Raw genomic sequence first — 16,888 nt, forward strand, 5'->3', positions numbered from 1 at the left:
ACGCGGCTCCGCGGGCCCGCCCGACGACGATGGCGCCGCGTCGCCGGGCGTCATTTCACCCTCGGATCAGGTGCCCAGCACGTTCTCGGGGTGGTCCGGTCCGGTGTCGGGGACGGTCGTAGGGGCGTCGAGGTAGCGCCGGGTACCGGCCTGCCAGGCGTGATGGCCGGTCATCCAGGCGGTCATGACCTCGATGTAGGCGTCCACCGCCGCGCGTTGCCCCGCAGGCAGGCCCAACAGCGCGCACGTCTCGGGAATCGCGTCGGCCGGCCGCCGGAAGCGTTCGCACCGGACGCGGACCTCCTCACACGCGGCGGCGACGGCCTCGTCACGGGAAAGGCGCCAACTCCCACTCGTGCGCGGCCCGCGCCGCCCACCCCGGCTGCGCCCTCTCCAGGCGGTGTACCAGTGGCGGGCGCGTTCACCGCGCACCAGGCCGACGCGCCGGGCCCACGCGAGGTTGCGGCCGCGCACGCCCTCGATGTCCTGGGGCACGACATCCCAGTGTGCCCTTCCACCGCGGCAACCAACGATCGAGGCCACCGAACATCGACGGGCCGGGGGTTCGGGTCGGCGCGAATGCGGGTGGGCGTCCATCGCGGAGACCACACCCGCGCCTGACGGCACGTGGTGCGGGGGGCGCCGCCTGGACCGCCCGCGCGCCTTGGGCCGCACCACGCCGGCGGCCTTCGTCTCCGCCGTCACCGTCACCGTCCGCCCCGGGCCTGTTCTTCCTCGCACGCAGCACCTACAACGGATGACAAGCGGCCGAGACCCCGAGCACCACGCGGCCGAGACTCCGCCTCCCGTGGACACGATCGGCAACCCCGGCCACGCATCGGTGGCTCCGGGGACGGTCGCGAACAGGCGCCGGCCTACTGCGCACGACTGGTTGAGATGAACCGGGCGCTTGTGAAGACGCGGGAATCGGTTGCTCGTCCTGTGCCCGGACGCGAACTCCGCCTACCTGCTCGACTGTTGTGCCTGCCGCCGGTCTCATTCACGGTCTGATATCGATCGGCGTCGGGTTCGGGTTCGACCTTGTCCGGTCCCGTTGAGCAAGGCGAGTCGGGCGAGAGGTATTCCCTGGTTCCAGAGTCCGAAGAAGTCACGGTGGATGGCGAGGATGCCGTTGTCGAGGGCAAATGCGGTGGACTGCCTGCTGAACGTGCTCGTGGTGACCAGAACGGCGACGTCGGCGGCGAAGTGCGTCTTGGCACCGAGGAGGTCACGGACTTCTCGGGGGACAATCTTGCGCGTGGGCGCGTAGCGTTTGCACTGGATGACCGCCGTGCGCCCGTCGGGCAGGCGGCACAACACGTCCGCCCCGTTGTCCCCGGAACCACCGACCCGACGCACCTGCCTGCAACCGTCGCCGCGGCAGAGGTCGGCCACCAATTCCTCGAACTGCGTCCCCGTGAGAGCGTCGACTTCCGCCAGGGTCCGCCGTCGTCCGGCGGCCACCGCGTCCTGGTGTCGCCACCGCTCGTCCGCGACCCGAGCGGCGCGATGCGCACCCCACAGCCTCCGCCCCGCCTCCGCGAGCACGGCGACCACCGACACCCCCACAGCCACCCAGATGCCGCCGACAACGAACGCGACCACCACGATCAGCAGCGCGACGATCGCCACAACCCCCACACCTGTCGACCGCGGCACCCTTGGCACCGAACCACGCCGCTGCGGCTGCGACATCGCAATCCCCCTCGTCAGAGTCCTTGGAGTCAGTGTGGAGGCCCATCCGCACAGAAATCCCCCGACTCGCGAAACCGGGCCACCCCGACCGCACCGTCGAGAACCCGATCGGATGGCACCCGTCGGGGCCATCCAGGCCCGGGCCGCCGCGCGCGTACAGCGTACGCGATGGGGACGTTCACCATGCCGGCTCCCCGGGGGACGCGCTCGGCATGCGGCCCCCGTGGAAGGTGCGACGGGGGCGGTTGCCCGGCCTCCGGGGCCGTTCGGCCCGGCTTTACCACGCGTCCTGGCTCGCCACGCGGTGCGCGCCACCCGGAGTGGGCCGGCACGCGGTGGCTCGAATGAGGGGCGCACGGGCTCGAACGAGCCATCTCCGGAGCGACGTTCGGCCCTTTTGCGGGCCTCTCGTCGGCGGGCAGGCTGGGACGCGACCCAGGGGAGGGATTATGCGTCGACAGGAGCTGAAGATCGTGGTGACCGAGTCACACACGGGCGGCTGTGAGCCGGTCGCGAGCGAGTTGGCCGCAGCCGGGCACACGGTGCTGCGCTGCCATGGCGGATCGGCGGCCGGCACCGAAGCAGCGTGTGCGGCCTGGGCGGTGGGCGGTGGATGCCCACTGCTCGCACCGGACGTCGATGTCGTGGTGGACGTGCGTACCGAGGCGGGACCACAGACGACACGCGAGCAGGGCGCGATGTGCGCGCTCGTGGCCGGTGTCCCGCTGGTGGTCTGCGGACCCGTCGACACCCTCGACGGGAGCGGGACACTGTCGCGTGCGGACGTGGTGTGCGGGCGAGCGGATGTCGAGGCCGCCTGCCGGCGCGCGTTCTCCCCGATCGGGCCCACGGCGCACCGGGTGGTGGCGCGTGCCGTGTCCCGCGCGCTCGCCGGGGTGACCGCTCCCGACGACGTGCACGTCGACCTGACGGCGCGCGAGAGCGTCGTGGTCGCCGACATAACGGTCGCTGCCTCCCCGACGGCCACCACCTTCCGTCGTGTACGCAGCGCCGTCCGGACGGCCCTCGCCCCCTTCACCCCGGCCTGGCCGTACGTCCCGGTGACGCTGTATCACCGCACACCCGAAAACCGGCGCGGGTGATCCGGCCGAACGTCTCGCAACTCCCTTCGGGCCCGGCGATCTTCCGCGCGAGCGGGTCCAACGGCCCTGGCGCAATCCCCCTGTGGCGAAACCGTCGGTGGAGTAACGCACCCATCCACGGACGCGGCACGTGGGCGGCGAAACGGCGGGCACCCACCGCCCCGACCACCTTGTCCTGGCGGTCGGCGTGCGAGGGCGGCGGCGTGACCTGGGACTCACGGTGCGGCAACTCGCGCGCCGGACGCACCTGTCGGTGGACTGGCACGAACACTTGGAGGAGGGGTCGGCGCCTGTGTCGTTCGGGTGTGCGATGCGAGGCCACGGGGCCGAACTCTCGGGGGGCGCCGGGGTCGTGATTCCCTCCCCGCCCGGGGTCCGTCGGGCCTAACCGGTCGTTCGGGCGCCACCGGCCGCGATGCACCGGTCGGCGCGGGCGGCGAAGAATCCGAGGACGGCGCCCGCGAGTGGGATCAGGAGGTCCCCGGCGGGGAGGACGTGCGTGCCCAGCAGGTCGCGCAGCACCGGTACGTACACGCCGGCCAGTCCCAGGGCGGTGGAGCCGAGGACGGTGATCGGCAGGAACGGGTTGTCGCGGGTGAACAGTCGGGTCCGCAGGCCTGTGACGATGCCGAGTTGTGCGGCGAGCAGGGTCAGGAAGAGCACGCTCTGCCAGGGCCGCCCGGTGTGGTCGCTCCACGCACCGGCGGCAAGGCTGACGGCGGTGACGCACAGGCCCAGGCGTAGGACGCGTTGCCACAGTCCGTCACCCAGGATGCTCTGCTCGGGTGGACGGGGTGCACGCCTCATCGTGCCGGGGCCGGCGGGTTCGGCACCGAGGGCGACGCCGGTGAGGCCGTGGGTGAGCAGGTTGATCCACAGGATCTGGGCGGCGAGCAGGGGCAGTGGCAATCCCAGGAGCGGCCCGAGCATCATCACGGCGATCTCGGCGGCGCCTCCGGAGAGGCCGTAGACGAGGAAGCGGCGGATGTTGTCGTAGACACGCCTGCCCTCCTCCACCGCGACGACGACGGTTGCAATCTCGTCGTCGGCCAGGACCAGGTCCGCTGCCTGACGGGCCACTTCCGTGCCGCGTTTGCCCATGGCGACCCCGATGTCGGCCCGGCGCAGGGCGGGACCGTCGTTGACACCGTCGCCGGTCATCGCCGTGACATGGCCCCGTGCCTGCCATGCCTGGATGATCGTCAGTTTCTGTTCGGGGGTCGTCCGGGCGAACACGCGGACGGTGGTCGGGTCCCGGTCGGGATCCGCGCGTAGGTCGGCGCCGGTCAGGACGGTTTCGTCGCCGCTGCGCAAGATGCCCAGACGGGTGGCGACGGTCCGGGCGGTGGAGGGATGGTCGCCGGTGATCATCACCGGGGTGATGCCGGCGTCGTGGCATGCGGTGATGGTGGTGCGGGCGGCCTCTCGGGGCGGATCGCTGATGGCGATCAGGCCGAGCAGGGACATGCCGTCCTCCGCGTCTTCCACAGGGTCGGGTACGGCGTCGAGGTGGCGGGTGGCGACGGCCAGGACCCGGTAGCCGTCCGCGGCCAGCAGGTCGGCCCGGTGGCGAATCCGGTGCAGGCGGTCGGGTTCGGTGGCGAGGAAGCGCGCGTCCAGGACGACCTCCGGGGCGCCCTTGAGTACGGCCCGCAACCGGCCGTCGTGGTCTCGGTGCACGGTGGTCATGCGTTTGCGGTCGCTGTCGAAGGGCGCCTCGACGATCCGGGGATGTTCCTCGCGCAGCGTGGTGTAGTCGATTCCGGCTTTGCCGGCGGCGGCCAACAGGGCCGCCTCGGTGGGATCCCCCAACGCCGACCAGGAGGCGTCCGGGCCCGGCGGTACGAGGCCGGCGTCGTTGCACAGCGCTGCGGCGGTGAGCAGTTCGCGCACGGAGGCGGCGGTGTGCGCGTCCATCGCCCGCCCGTCGGCCAGTACTTCGCCCTCGGGCGCGTAACCGGTGCCGGTCAGTTCGGCCGTTCCCTCGGGGGTCCACACGCGTTCGGCGACCATCCGGCCCTCGGTCAGGGTGCCGGTCTTGTCCGTGGCCAACACCGTGACCGAGCCGAGCGTTTCGACGGCGGGCAGGTTGCGCACGATGGCGTGCCGGGCCGCCATCCGCCGGGCGCCCAGGGCCAGGCCCAGAGTTACCACGGCGGGCAGCGATTCGGGGACGGCGGCGACCGCCAGGCTGATGGCGGTGACTGCCATCGACTCGGTCGGTTCACCGCGCAGCAGGCCCAAGGCGAAGACCAGCAGACACAGGCCGATCACCACCGCGGCCAGGACCCGTCCCAGTTGGGCGAGTCTGCGCTGCAACGGCGTCGGGCCCGGACGGTCCTGCATCAGCGCGGTGATCCGGCCCAGGGCGCCGGCCGCGCCGGTGGCGGTCACCTCGGCGACCGCGCGACCGCGCACGACCACCGTGCCGGCCTGAAGGAGGTTGTCGGCGGTCGTCTCACCGGCGGGATCGAGTGCGCTCTTGTCCACCGGCACCGATTCACCGGTCAGGGCGGCCTCGTCGACGAGAAGGCCCGACGCCTCGCACACGACGGCGTCGGCGGGCACGATGTCGCCCTCGCTCAGCAGGACGATGTCGCCGGGCACGAGGTTCGCCGAGGTAACCTCGCTTTCGGTCCCGTCGCGCAGCACCCGCACGGCCGGCACGGACAGGTCCGACAGGGCCGTGACGGCCCGGTCGGCGCGGGTTTCCTGGACGACCCCGACGAGCGTGTTGACCGTGACGACGAACAGGATGACCGCCGTGTCCGCGGCGTCACCGGTGAGCGCGGTCAAAACGGCGGCGGCGAGCAGCACCAGGACCAGGGGGTCGCGCAGTTGGGTCGCCACGCGCGCCCACAGCGGTGTCCGCCGCGCCTGCCGTACCGTGTTGGGGCCGTACCTGGCGAATCGCTCGTTCACCTGCCCGCTGGTCAACCCGCGGACGAGGACGGGGTGTTCCCCGGATGCCGTCGAGGCCGGGGGCACCGGTGGCGTGTGTGGCACGGTCGTTTGCCGATCTGTCGGAATTGACCTGCGGCCGGATGGCAGCAAGGTGGCAGGGGACGGCAGCCCGGACGTCTCCTCGGCCGAATGACGCGATCGGGCCGACGCAGTGCACGGCCGACGGTCGACCCGACCGCTCCGGCGCGCCGGCCCTCTCGCCCGACTCTGCTGCCGACACCCGACCTCGGGCAGGGCCGTTCGGCCCGGTCGGATTCGGTGAAGGACCCTGGGCCCGACCGAACGGGCCGCACCCGAGTGTGCGAGCTCACCGGTGCGGGACCACTGGTCCGAGCGCTCGTGGTCCACGGGCAACTCGCCCGAGCCGATGGGCATGGGCCCGCGGGTCCCCGCGAGGGGGGCGTTCGGCCCTGGTCGCGGCCGGGGTGACACCGCAGGGTTGGGATATGAGCGAATACACGACGAAACGTCCCCTCGACCGTGGGGAGACGTGGGCCCTGATGGCGGGAGTACGGATGGGGCGCGTTGTCGTGAGCGAGGGCGCGCTGCCGGCCGTCCACCTGGTGGCCTTCGCCCTCGACCGGGACTGCGTGGTCTTCCGCACCCGCGCCGACTCCCCCCTGGCGAAAGCCGCCCTCGACACGGTCGTCGCATTCCAGGCCGACGACGTCGGCCGGCCCGAACACACCGGCTGGACGGCCACCGTCATCGGCCACGCCTCGCGTGTCGACGACCACGAGGACCTCGCGCGGTTGGATCGCCTGCTTCCCGAGCCGGACGACGACGGTGGGAAACGGGTGTGGTTCCGCGTCACGTCCGAGTTCGTCACCGGCCACCTCCTGCGCCCGGTGCCGAGCACCCGCACCCCCCGCAACGAGGAGGCCCGCATGTCGAGGACGCCGCCCGCGCGGTGAGCCGACGTCCTCGACCGGCCACGCGTCACGACGCCGGGCGGACCCGGGGAAATCCTGCCACCAAACGCCGCACGCGAGACGGCGCCATCCTCCGGGCCGGGCCTGCCCACGGGTCGACGAGCACATGCGACGTTGCGTACTCCCGCGCCGCTCACCGTCTACCACGCCCGGGCCCGGGACCGCGCGTTGCCGCACGAACCGGCGACCCGCGCGTCCCGTTCCTCTTCGTCGCCGTCCCGCCCACCGCGACCGGGCACTCCGCCGACAGCGTGCGACGTCGCCGCGTTCGTTCGACACCGTGTGGACCGTCGAAGCAAGCGCTTCGCCCGGCCGCCACCCGGCCGAGGCGGGCCTGCGCCGTCTGTCTCGCCCCTTCGGTCGACGCGACGCGTCAGTGCCGGCCGGCGCGCCCGGGCGGGACCTCCGGCCCTGGGCGGCACTCGAACCGCATCGAAAACTGATCACAGTTCGGCTCGCCAAGGTCGCCGACCGCATTCTCGAAAGGACTCGTCGTGCATCAGGCAGCGTCAACCACCGCCTCCCACCCACGGCCCGCCCGTGGACACGTCGTCGTCGGTTTCGACGGCTCCCCCGGCGCCGAACACGCCGTCGACCTCGCCGCCGACGAAGCCACCCGCCGAAATACCACCCTCGAGGTACTGCACGCCCTGGAATGGGTGGAATTCGACAACGCGGACGACCGCTTCGGGCAACAGTTGCGCGAGAACGCCCGAGCGATCGTCAACCGGGGCGCCGCACGCGCCCGCCGACGCCGACCCGACCTGTCGGTATCGGCCACCGTCGAACTCGCCGACGCCGCAGACGCGTTGGAGGCCGCGAGCGAGTGCGCAGCGCTCCTGGTCGTCGGCAGTCGCGGCCACGGCGGCTTCACGGGCCTGCTGATGGGCTCGGTCAGCCTTCCCGTCGCCACGAGGGCCCGCTGCCCGATCCTGCTCGTCCACCCCGACCACGACACCGCCATCGATCCCGCCACCAAGCCGATCGTGGTCGGCGTCTCCACCGCGGACTGCTCCCCCGCCCTGGAAGCCGCCTTCGCCCAGGCCGGAGCCCGAGCCCTTCCGCTGCACGCCGTCCACACGTGGTACTACCCGGCAATGATGGCCGGTGGCCCCGGCTATGCCCCGGCCATGTGGGTCCCGGACGACCGGCGCGACGCCGAACGCGCCGTCCTGCGCCGGGCCCTGACACCCCTGCGCACGCGGTACCCCGACGTGAGTGTCACCGAGGAAGTCCTGATCGACACACCCGGTCGCGCCCTGGTCGCCGCAAGCAGCGACGCCGCGTTGGTCGTCCTGGCCGCCCACCGCAAGACCGCTCGCTTCGGGGCCAACCTCGGGCGCGTCACCCACACCGTGCTGCACCACGCGAAGGCCCCGGTCCTGCTCGTTCCCGTCGACGACTGAGAAAGGCATTCGGGTGATCCGGGTCTTTCCCGACCGGCTGTCGCACCGTCCCGTCAGCGTGGACCGCCGCGAAGGACGGCATGCGATGAGCCGTTGCCCGACCGGCCGATGGCCCGGCCATGATCTCGCCGGCGTCCCGCCTCCGCCGCATCGCGCACCGCACCCTCCGGACTGTCTCCGGGGCGATCACCCGAACAAATGCGGAGCGGCGACCGTTGTGACGCGAAGCCCGTGCTCGGTCCGTCGGCGGCCCCACCGCGACGGAGTTCGTGATGCGGCGCTCGATCGAGCCGCCCCGGGTGCGGTCGACGATGCGGGCGGCGGCGTTCGCGGCAGCGCCGCTTTCCGCGGTGCGCTCCGTCGGCTTCATTCGCTGCTCCTCGCGATTCGCTGCTTCTCACGGCGAGATGCGCACCGGGCGTTCCTGTGCGACCATGCCGCCTGCGTGCGCTTGACACCGGTCAGGAAACCGGACCGAGTCCCGCCTCGTACGCGAGGATGACCAGGTGCACACGGTCGCGCGCGCGTCCAGCTTGGTGAACAGCCTCGCCACGTGCGTCTTCGCGGTGGCGGTGCCGATGGTCAGGTGGGCGGCGATCTCGCTGTTGGACAGCCCGCGCGCGACCAGGGCCAGGACCTCGCGCTCGCGGCCCGTGACGCCGTCGAGCGGGCGGCGCACCGGCGTTGCAACGGCGGACGCCGCGGAGCGCGGCGCCGTGAAGTCCGCGATGAGGCGCCGCGTCACGCCCGGTGCGATGAGCGCGTCGCCCGCGGCGACGACCCGGATCGCGGCGAGGATGTCGTCGAGCGCCATGTCCTTGACCAGGAACCCGCTCGACCCGGCGCGGAGCGCCGCGTAGACGTTCTCGTCGTCGTCGAACGTCGTCAGCACGACGACCCGCGCGGTCGACTCCGCCGTGATCCGCCGGGTGGCCTCGATGCCGTCCACGCCCGGCATGCGGATGTCCATCACGACGACGTCGGGCCGCAGCCGCGCGGCGAGGGCGACGGCCTCGGTACCGTTCGCCGCCTCGCCGACGGGCGCCGCGGTGATGAGCATGCGCAGCCCGGAGCGCACGAGCGGCTGGTCGTCGGCGAGCACGACACGAACCGGCGGAAGCGGGGCGGGCCCGGTGGGGGCCGGTGCGCGGTCACGTGTGACGTCCGGCGCACCGCCGGGCAGTCCGCCCGACATGTCCTCGAACGCGCCGTCGTACGCGTCGGGGCCGGTCATGCCGGAAGCCTCGCGGCCACCCGGAACCCGCCCTCAGGGCGCGGCCCGGCGGAGAACTCGCCGTCGAGGAGGTGGGCGCGCTCGCGCATGCCGGTGATGCCGTAACCGGGGACGACGGCCTCGCCCGCGCGCCCGTTGTCGGCCACCTCGACGACGAGTTCGCGCGCCGCGTACGTGACCGTGACCCGGCAGCCCGGCGACGCGGCGTGCCGCACCACATTCGTCAGGGACTCCTGCACGATCCGGTACACGGCCAGCTCGATCTCGGCCGGCAGCGGCCGCGGTTCGCCGCGCCGCTCGACTTCGACCAGAACGCCGCCACCGCGTGCCGTCTCGGCCAGCCGGTCGAGGTCGGCGAGCCCCGGCGCGGCCGGGCCGGTGTCGCCGGGGTCGGCTTGGCGCAGTGCGACGAGCATCCGGCGCATCCCGGCCAGGGTCTCGCGGCTGGTGGTCTCGATGGCGCCGAGCGCCTCGCGTGCGTCGCCCGGCTGCACGTCGATGACGCGGCGTGCGGCGCCCGCCTGGATGGCGATGATGCCGACGCTGCGCGCGACCATGTCGTGGAGTTCCCGCGCGATCCGCAGGCGTTCGGCGACGACGGCGCGTGCGGCGGCGTGGTCCTGCAACGCGGCCGCGTATTCGCGGTTGCGTGCCACCGCGTTGCCGACCAGCCACATGACGGCCACCACCAGTGCGTACAACGACGCCTCGCTCAGCACGTCGCTGAATTGCATCGACCCGGGCGGATCGGCGGCCCACGACACCAAGCGTTCGGTCGTCGCGACGCCGATCGCGGCGGCCGCGCCGAGCAGGCCCGCACGGCGTGTGCGCGTCGCGACAAGGTAGCCGACCAGCACCGCGGCGGCGACCAGCGGCGGCCACGTGGCGATCGTCAGGACCGACGCGACCGCGGTCTCGGCCAGCAGCAGCCCGAGCGTGAGCGCGGGACGCCGTCGGCTCAGCGTGAGCGGCAGCGCCAAGAGCACGGACACGGCGAGCCAGACCGGCGGGGGACGGACGTAAGCCGATAGGGCAGTAGATGCGGCGACAGCCGCAGCGGAATCGTGCTGCCGACACCGCCCGGCAGCCGACTTCGACCCCCTGCACAAGGCGTTCGGCGCCGACGCCTGGTCGGTGGTGTGTGCGGGAACCGCCGTGCTCGGTGTGCTGACCGTGGCCGGAGAATACGCGTCCGGGTCCTCGCGCACGACGTTTGTCGCGGTCCCCGCGCGCGGCCACGTCGTCGCGGCCAAGGCTGCGGTGGTGGCCGTCGTCGCGTTGGCCGCGGGGGCCCTGACGTCGGTGACCGCTTTCGCGACGAGCCAGGCGCAACTGGCTGATGAGGGGCTCGGCATGTCGATACGCGACTTCGGGGCGGCGCGTGCCGTCGTCGTCTCGGCCGTGTGCGGGCTCATCGGGATCGCCGCCGGTGCCGTGGTGCGGCACCTCGCGGGCGCGGTGGCGACCGCCTGCGGAGTGCTGGTGCTGCTGCCGCCGCTGATCTCGTCGGCCGGCGCCGGCCGGTCGGGGGCGCTCGGTGCGGCCCTGCCCACCCATGCGTGGCTCGGCCTGGCGCGCATCGGGCCCCCGGGCGCCGGCGGTTACCCGTCGCCCGCGGTCGCGGCGGTCGTGCTCGCGGCGTGGGCCGCGGGGGCGGTCGCCGTCGCGATCGGCGCGATCGTGCGTCGCGACCAGTGACCCCGCCGTGTCACTCGACCGCGTGATCCTTCCCGGCGGGGAGCCAAGCGCGTCCGCGAGCGCTGACGAAGCCCTCGCGGACACGCGGCGGCCCATCGGTGGCGCCACCGCGGCGTCAGCAGCCGGACCACGGGTGGACCGGCAGCCCCCGCGGAGGTCACCATGAACGCCAAGCACCCGCCCCCGTCGTCCGCACCGCCTTTGGCCTGCCTCCCTCGCCATCGGTGCCGGCGGGGCCGCCCGCTCCCGCGAGCGCGTCCACCGCGGTCCAACGCCGGTTCCAAGAAGCTCGGTTCGCTGCCCGACGGCTACCGCGTCGGGATCGCCTTGCGGTGAAGGGCGAGTGCATCAATCGTGTGCATCCGCTTCCTTCGGCGTGGCTGGAACAGACCGCGCCCGGCGGCCGGATCGTCACCCTCTGGGCCACCGCCTGGACCGCCTACGGCACCCTGCGCCCGGACGTCGGGGCAGACCGCGGACGGCCGGCCGGCGAGTGGGACGTTTGCGCCATGCGCGGTGCTACCGAACCAACAGGGCCAGCGCCTCATTCGCGTTGTGCTCGGCGATCTCCCGCATGAACTCCCGGTTGGGGAAGTCGCCGTCGAGGAGGCGTAGGGGTCCGGCCACCAGTGACAGGCGCATCGCGAGCATGAAGAGGTCGAGCCGTGCGGGATCGAGCCCGGGGCGTGACAACGCCCGGTAGTGCGCGCCGAAGCGAAGCCGAAGGAAGACATGCTCCCACTCGACATCGAAGAACATCAGACCCTCGATGTCGATGAGGACGGGATGCCCGGAGACATCGACCAGGACATGGTCCGGCCCCAGTTCGCCGTGGATCAGCCCGTGTTCCATGCGCGGGGACACCCGCGCGGACAGTTCCTGCAGGCGGTCGTGCAAACGGGTCGAGGCCGACCGGATCCCGGGGTCGCGCTCCGCTGCCTCGGCGAGATCCCCCACGGCACGCTCGAGCACCACCTGCTCGCACGAAACGCCGCTCGCTGTTTCGCCACGTTCAAGCACATCCACCCTGCCGTACTGCGGACTGTGCTGCCGGTGCATCACGTCGAGCATCGCTGCCAGGTCGTTCAAGGCATGTGATGCGCGTTCGGGATCCGTCTGCAGGAGCGCTTCCAGAGTGTCGCCTGCGACATCTTCGACTACCGCCACATCCGCCGGGTAGCCGCGTCGGCTGTCGTCCGCCAGGAGCACCCCCGGCACCTTGACCCCAAGGCTGTCCAGCTTCCGCTGCGCGGCCAGGAAGGGGACCAGCCCGGACGCAGGAGCGAACGGGTCGGCCGCGTCGACACCTTGCCCGGCCGGCCAGAAATTCTCGGCCTCGGCCCAGCTGTAGACGATCACGCTTGCCGGACGCGCCCCCTCCACATGAACTCGATAAACCCCCTTCTTGCTCCCGCCTCGTAGCCGGTCCATTCCGACGACCTGAGCCCCCGCCCCCAGTGCGTCACGCACGATCCCCGACACGGCTTCGGTCTCCATGAATTGGCGCATCCGCCGACCTTAACCGGCGTCGGGCACAGGCCACCCTCCGACAAGTCAGCCGGCTTCGGCGGGCTCTTCGGCGCGGGCTGCCCCGCGCTGTCGACGATGCCACCGGAAGGCGGGGGTGACCTCGGCCATCGTTCCTCGTCTGCGACAGCCGTCCGCCACGCCGACTCCGTACAACGGGCCCCGGCCGGGCGGAGTGAGCCGGAGGCCGTGGCACCCGGCGTGTTGCGCACCGACGCTGTTCGCATTGCGGGTCGCTGCCCGAGCTGCGAGTGCGCGCCGCGCGCGCCGCGCGCGCCGCCGACGGCGTGAACGCCTTGGTCCACGACGGCGACACCTCCTCCACGTCGGGAGAGTGGCGGCGGACATGGGGGAGTTCGCGCCGGTCGAATGCGGATGGCCGCTTTCGAGGATCCCCATCACCGGTGGCACGTGCGGTCGCGAGGGCCGCAGGGCGCCCCCGCGGGCTCCGTCGGTTTCAGCCGACCCGGAGTGCGGAAGTGACCTCCCGGGCCAGGCGTTCGGCGTCGGCGGCTACACGGTCGGCCTGTTCGGGCGGCACCTCGGGAGCGAGGTAGGAGACCGTCACGATCACGTTCGCGCGACGTACGGTCACTGTGACCATGCCGCTCGAGTGCTCCCGGTACGCCGCGTCGCCCAGCCCGGGCACCGGCGAGGCGTTCTTCCGGGTTTCCGCCTGGGAGTCGCGGTCGAACCATTTGCGCGCGGACTCCGTCGCGGACGGGCCCCAGCCGTAGGTCGGCTCGAAGTGATGTACGGCGAGCGTGAGGCGGCGTCCGTCCTCCGATTCCGCGTCACATCCGGCCGGGCTTTTGGGCCCCCCGGGGAGCCGGACCGATTCGTGGTACAGCCCGAGGCGGGCCGCCGGTTCGCGGATCAGCTCGCACGCGGGCGCCACGCTCGCGACCTCGTGGCGGTTCGACCACCAGGACATGGTCCAGGGTCGGTCGATCACGAAGGCCACGGCCAAGAGCGCCGGAAGAAGGCACGCGACGGCGATCCCCCGGGAACGGCTCTGCGACCCGGAGGGTTCGACCGGCTCCGAGATCGGCACGCCGGGCGGCAGGGCATCGGCCAGCCGCTCGACGTCACGACGGAAACGACGTTCGCGGCCGAAGAGCGAGAACGACGGCGCGGCGAGCAACACGACGGGCCGGTCGCCGCTTCGACAGCTCACGACGGATACCGCGCCACCGTTCACCGAGACGCTCGCGACCTGCTCCCACGGGATGTGGACGGATCGCACGTGGACGCCGGTGGTGATCCCGTCCGGCCCGACCCTCGTGCGGCCGATGTGGGTCCATATCGAGAGAACGGCCGAGATCGTCACCACGACCAACACCAAACGCACCATCTCGGGCCGCTCGGAGCGGGTCCCCAGCCACCACCACGTCGACGCGGCGACGACGGCCGAGGACACCGACGCCACCAGCGCGACCCGACGGTGGAACTCGACCGTCGTCCGTGGTTCCGAAGTGGGTTCGCCGGTGGGATCATCACGTTCGACCGCGTCCGAATCCATCCGTCCCCCCGGCCGTTGATCGGCCGACACTATCGACCTCCGGACCGCTCCGGAACCCTCACGCGAGATGAGAAATGCGGATCGGCGAACCGTCCGAGCGCACTGGCGTCAAGCGCGGTGGCGTCGGCGAGCGGCGCCCGCGGTACTGCGAGGCGCAGGTGCTGCCGCGCGCGGAACGCACTCCCGGCGGTCAACGGGTCCGCAGGGCCGCGCGGCTCCCCCGGCGCCCTCGTGACGGCCGAGCGTCAAGACACGGTGGAGCCGGTGCAGGGCCGGCCGCCCGGGTTCTCGAGGGTGGCCATCATGTTCTCGATGAGGTCGGCGGCGCGCCGGGTGCCGCCCTCGACCCGGGTGGCGGCCTGCAACTGCTTGGACCGGTCGACACGTTCCTGGTCCGTGACCAGGTCGTGCAGCGCCGCGCGAAGCGTCTCGGGTGTCGAAGCAGGGGCCGACGAAGGTCACCCTGTCGGTGTCGACTCGGTCGGCGTGCGGCTGCATCGCTCTCGGGATGAGGGCGAGAGTCCGGGTGGGTGAGCCGGAGAACGTGTCCACGTCCTTGGTGGTCGCACCGCAGTCGGCGAACCACCGTGCGAATCTGTCCTGGTACGCGTCGGCGCCCGGCAGCTTCCGCAGATGTGCCGCGACTTCCTCCTCGTAGCCGCCCCAGCCGACGAACGTCGGGGACAGTTGCACGACGGGGCGGCCCTGCGCTTCGGCGAGGGCGCGCGCGGCGTAGGCGCCGACGTCGTAGAGGTACAGGTCGGCCGGATCGTCGTCGTAGGCGGTGTGCAGTTGCGGGAGCGCCTGGATGGCGTCGTCGAGGAAGAGGCTCGCCGCGGCGATGGGATCGGCCGGCCAGTCGTTGTCCACGACGGGCAGCGTGGAGGTGCAGGGCACCAGTTCCGCGCCGGCGGACTCGATCCGGTCGGCCACGAACGGGTCGTTGGCGTAGGTTGCCCGGTGCCTGCGGGCGACCAACTCACGGATGAGCGCGAGGCTGGGCAGGACGTGGCTGACGATGGGGATGCCGACCATCGCGATAGGTTTCGGACCCGCGACTCCCGGAACGAGCCGCGGAGGCGGCCGTCCTGGCGGCTGCTGCGGGTGCCTTCCGCGCCCGTCGGGAGGAGAGCGTGTGATCGAGAGGCGCCCGACGACCGCCCCCGAGCGCGCACCCGACGAGCGCCGGGAGCGGCCGCCGTAAACGGCGGCCCGGACGCCTGGCGGACAACGCCCGGACGCCCTGCGACACTCGCGGCGGCGAGCGACGGTCCGCGCGCACGCCGCGGGCGCGAACGTCTCGGCGGCCGGGTCGGTATCGGGCGCGGCCCGTGCCCGAGACGGTGCGAATCGTCAGGTCCCGGCCTCACCGGACAAGCGAAGCTCCAAGAGTTCCTCGTCGCCGAAGGTCTGCCCGGTGGGCACGAAACCGGCGGAAATGTACAGCGCCCTGGCCGCGACGTTGTCCGTCCGAACTCCGAGCCGAAGGACAGGTGCGCCGAACACCTCCCCCACGTGTATGACGATCTCCCGGAGAGCGGCGCGACCCAGACCTCGCCTCTGGTGGTCCTCGTCGATCATCAGGCGATAGAGCCAGATTTCCCCGTCGTCGGGGTCGGGCCCGTACATCGCGAAGCCCACCGCGCGCCCCTCGTACAGCACCGCCCTGGTCACGAAGCCCGGGAGAAAACGACTCTCCGCGATCGAGTACAGGTTCGGTGCGATGAAGTCGCGTTGTTCTTGGCATACCGTCAGATCGATCACCTCCTCCCAGTTCTCGCGGTCCAGGTCGGCAAGTTGCACACGAATCGACATGGGCGTATTCCTACCGGGTCCCCCATGGGCGGGCATCCGGATTTCGGATGACCGGACGTGCGCAAACGCCGCGGCGTGGAGCCGAATCGGCGACGACGCCGCGCAGCCACCGGCCCGGCGCCGTCGGCGCTCGCGCCAAACGTGGCCACCACGTCGAGACGATGTCCCACTTCCCACCCGTGCGCCGGCACGTATCACCGCCGGATCGCGGGCCCGGCGCGACCTACCATGACGAGCATGGAACCAGTGCCCGCCCTCGTCCACCTGGCCGGCCCCTTCATCAATTTCCGAGACTTCGACTTCGGCGAGGGCTCCCATGGCTACCGCTGGGTCGATGTGAAGCATTTCCGGTTGCCGTCGGAGGTACCGGACGACCGAGACGTTCTGGCGGCCTTGATCGCCCACCCGGAGTTTCGGGACACCTACGACGGGGCTGGTGTTCAGGACTGGCCGCGGCACGGCCAGTGGTGGCTTGACCGCATCACCCCTGACATCTACGGGGTCGTGGACGTCGCGACGTCCGTCGAGGTCATCCGCTCCTGGGCCAACCGGCACGGCGACGTCCCGGAGCCACTCGCGTCACGCCTGCGTCGGGAGATCTACCTCCCGATCCGCGCGGCGACCAGCAGATTCCTGCTGGGGCAGCTTCCTGAGGACGCGTTTCACGACTATGGCCCCATCCACCTCGCCTTCCACGAACTCGTTCTCATCGACCGCCCTGCGGGGACGCTCACTCTCCTCGTCGCAGCCGACGACTGACGGTGCGACGAGCACGGCCGCCGACACTGATCCCCACCCCGCACGGCGACGGCCCGCCGACACCCTGCCGGTGAGTCAGGGACGTTCGAACAGTTGGAGAACGCCGCCGACGGAGAAGCACAAGGCTCCGGTAAGCCGAAGCCGTCGGGGCGGCCCGACTCTTCTTCCACAACGCCGCCGACGAGGCCGGACACCCCGGGCCTTCCAACAGGCGATCGACAACCCGAGCTGAT

14 protein-coding genes and 1 pseudogene are annotated in these 16,888 nt (G+C 72.0%); 6 read left to right on the top strand and 9 right to left on the bottom strand.

Features of this window, described 5'->3' with window-relative positions; genetic code table 11:
* Window positions 1–66: 66 nt before the first annotated feature.
* Complete coding sequence (locus ACFZBU_RS40475; RefSeq protein ID WP_391588771.1) at window positions 67–495, bottom strand: hypothetical protein; 429 nt, start codon at window positions 493–495, stop codon at window positions 67–69.
* 501 nt (window positions 496–996) lie between these two features.
* Complete coding sequence (locus ACFZBU_RS40480; protein ID WP_391588772.1) at window positions 997–1,632, bottom strand: restriction endonuclease; 636 nt, start codon at window positions 1,630–1,632, stop codon at window positions 997–999.
* Between the two features lie 512 nt (window positions 1,633–2,144).
* On the opposite strand from ACFZBU_RS40480, the gene ACFZBU_RS40485 reads away from it, so the two are divergent.
* Both ACFZBU_RS40485 and ACFZBU_RS40490 read left to right on the top strand, forming a co-directional pair.
* The gene (locus tag ACFZBU_RS40485; RefSeq protein WP_391588773.1) at window positions 2,145–2,798 is read left to right on the top strand and encodes a hypothetical protein; all 654 of its coding nucleotides are present in this window, start codon (window positions 2,145–2,147) and stop codon (window positions 2,796–2,798) included.
* A 187-nt stretch (window positions 2,799–2,985) separates the two neighbouring features.
* The gene (locus tag ACFZBU_RS40490; protein ID WP_391588812.1) at window positions 2,986–3,186 is read left to right on the top strand and encodes a helix-turn-helix domain-containing protein; all 201 of its coding nucleotides are present in this window, start codon (window positions 2,986–2,988) and stop codon (window positions 3,184–3,186) included.
* Here the strand turns inward: ACFZBU_RS40490 and ACFZBU_RS40495 are convergent.
* The gene (locus tag ACFZBU_RS40495) at window positions 3,183–5,720 is read right to left on the bottom strand and encodes a cation-translocating P-type ATPase (RefSeq protein ID WP_391588774.1); all 2,538 of its coding nucleotides are present in this window, start codon (window positions 5,718–5,720) and stop codon (window positions 3,183–3,185) included. The genes ACFZBU_RS40490 and ACFZBU_RS40495 overlap by 4 nt on opposite strands.
* Window positions 5,721–6,208: 488 nt before the next feature.
* Between ACFZBU_RS40495 and ACFZBU_RS40500 the strand changes: the two genes are divergently transcribed.
* Complete coding sequence (locus ACFZBU_RS40500; RefSeq protein WP_391588775.1) at window positions 6,209–6,676, top strand: pyridoxamine 5'-phosphate oxidase family protein; 468 nt, start codon at window positions 6,209–6,211, stop codon at window positions 6,674–6,676.
* A gap of 512 nt (window positions 6,677–7,188) precedes the next feature.
* Window positions 7,189–8,100, top strand: a complete 912-nt coding sequence (locus ACFZBU_RS40505; protein WP_391588776.1) for a universal stress protein — start codon at window positions 7,189–7,191, stop codon at window positions 8,098–8,100.
* Window positions 8,101–8,561: 461 nt separating this feature from the next.
* Here the strand turns inward: ACFZBU_RS40505 and ACFZBU_RS40510 are convergent.
* Window positions 8,562–9,160 (bottom strand): annotated as a pseudogene (locus ACFZBU_RS40510) (response regulator).
* Between the two features lie 170 nt (window positions 9,161–9,330).
* A complete protein-coding gene (locus ACFZBU_RS40515; RefSeq protein WP_391588777.1) occupies window positions 9,331–10,326 on the bottom strand; it encodes a sensor histidine kinase in 996 nt (331 codons plus the stop codon).
* A 172-nt stretch (window positions 10,327–10,498) separates the two neighbouring features.
* Between ACFZBU_RS40515 and ACFZBU_RS40520 the strand changes: the two genes are divergently transcribed.
* Window positions 10,499–11,032 (top strand): hypothetical protein, encoded by a 534-nt coding sequence (locus ACFZBU_RS40520; RefSeq protein ID WP_391588778.1) that lies wholly within the window; start codon window positions 10,499–10,501, stop codon window positions 11,030–11,032.
* Window positions 11,033–11,551: 519 nt separating this feature from the next.
* Here ACFZBU_RS40520 and ACFZBU_RS40525 read toward each other — a convergent pair.
* The 4 genes from ACFZBU_RS40525 to ACFZBU_RS40540 form a co-directional block, all read right to left on the bottom strand.
* Entirely contained in the window at window positions 11,552–12,541 is a 990-nt protein-coding gene (locus ACFZBU_RS40525) for a phosphotransferase family protein (protein WP_391588779.1), read from the bottom strand.
* A 475-nt stretch (window positions 12,542–13,016) separates the two neighbouring features.
* Window positions 13,017–14,081 (bottom strand): PH domain-containing protein, encoded by a 1,065-nt coding sequence (locus ACFZBU_RS40530; protein ID WP_391588780.1) that lies wholly within the window; start codon window positions 14,079–14,081, stop codon window positions 13,017–13,019.
* 108 nt (window positions 14,082–14,189) lie between these two features.
* Window positions 14,190–15,116 carry a hypothetical protein gene (locus tag ACFZBU_RS40535; protein ID WP_391588781.1) on the bottom strand — a complete coding sequence of 309 codons (927 nt, stop codon included), beginning with the start codon at window positions 15,114–15,116 and terminating at the stop codon, window positions 14,190–14,192.
* A 318-nt stretch (window positions 15,117–15,434) separates the two neighbouring features.
* On the bottom strand, window positions 15,435–15,896 hold the full coding sequence (locus ACFZBU_RS40540) for a GNAT family N-acetyltransferase (RefSeq protein ID WP_391588782.1): 462 nt from the start codon (window positions 15,894–15,896) through the stop codon (window positions 15,435–15,437).
* 237 nt (window positions 15,897–16,133) lie between these two features.
* Here ACFZBU_RS40540 and ACFZBU_RS40545 point away from each other — a divergent pair, with 237 nt between their 5' ends.
* On the top strand, window positions 16,134–16,655 hold the full coding sequence (locus tag ACFZBU_RS40545) for a hypothetical protein (RefSeq protein ID WP_391588783.1): 522 nt from the start codon (window positions 16,134–16,136) through the stop codon (window positions 16,653–16,655).
* Window positions 16,656–16,888: the final 233 nt, after the last annotated feature.

The organism is Embleya sp. NPDC008237, from assembly GCF_042956465.1.
GTDB lineage: Bacteria > Actinomycetota > Actinomycetes > Streptomycetales > Streptomycetaceae > Embleya.

Bases quoted from the DNA above. Each gene is read 5' to 3' on its own strand.
- ACFZBU_RS40485 (WP_391588773.1), top strand. From the start codon at position 2,145: ATGCGTCGACAGGAGCTGAAGATCGTGGTGACCGAGTCACACACGGGC.
- ACFZBU_RS40500 (WP_391588775.1), top strand. From the start codon at position 6,209: ATGAGCGAATACACGACGAAACGTCCCCTCGACCGTGGGGAGACGTGG.
- ACFZBU_RS40525 (WP_391588779.1), bottom strand. From the start codon at position 12,541: ATGCGCCAATTCATGGAGACCGAAGCCGTGTCGGGGATCGTGCGTGAC.
- ACFZBU_RS40530 (WP_391588780.1), bottom strand. From the start codon at position 14,081: ATGGATTCGGACGCGGTCGAACGTGATGATCCCACCGGCGAACCCACT.
- ACFZBU_RS40535 (WP_391588781.1), bottom strand. From the start codon at position 15,116: ATGGTCGGCATCCCCATCGTCAGCCACGTCCTGCCCAGCCTCGCGCTC.
- ACFZBU_RS40540 (WP_391588782.1), bottom strand. From the start codon at position 15,896: ATGTCGATTCGTGTGCAACTTGCCGACCTGGACCGCGAGAACTGGGAG.
- ACFZBU_RS40545 (WP_391588783.1), top strand. From the start codon at position 16,134: ATGGAACCAGTGCCCGCCCTCGTCCACCTGGCCGGCCCCTTCATCAAT.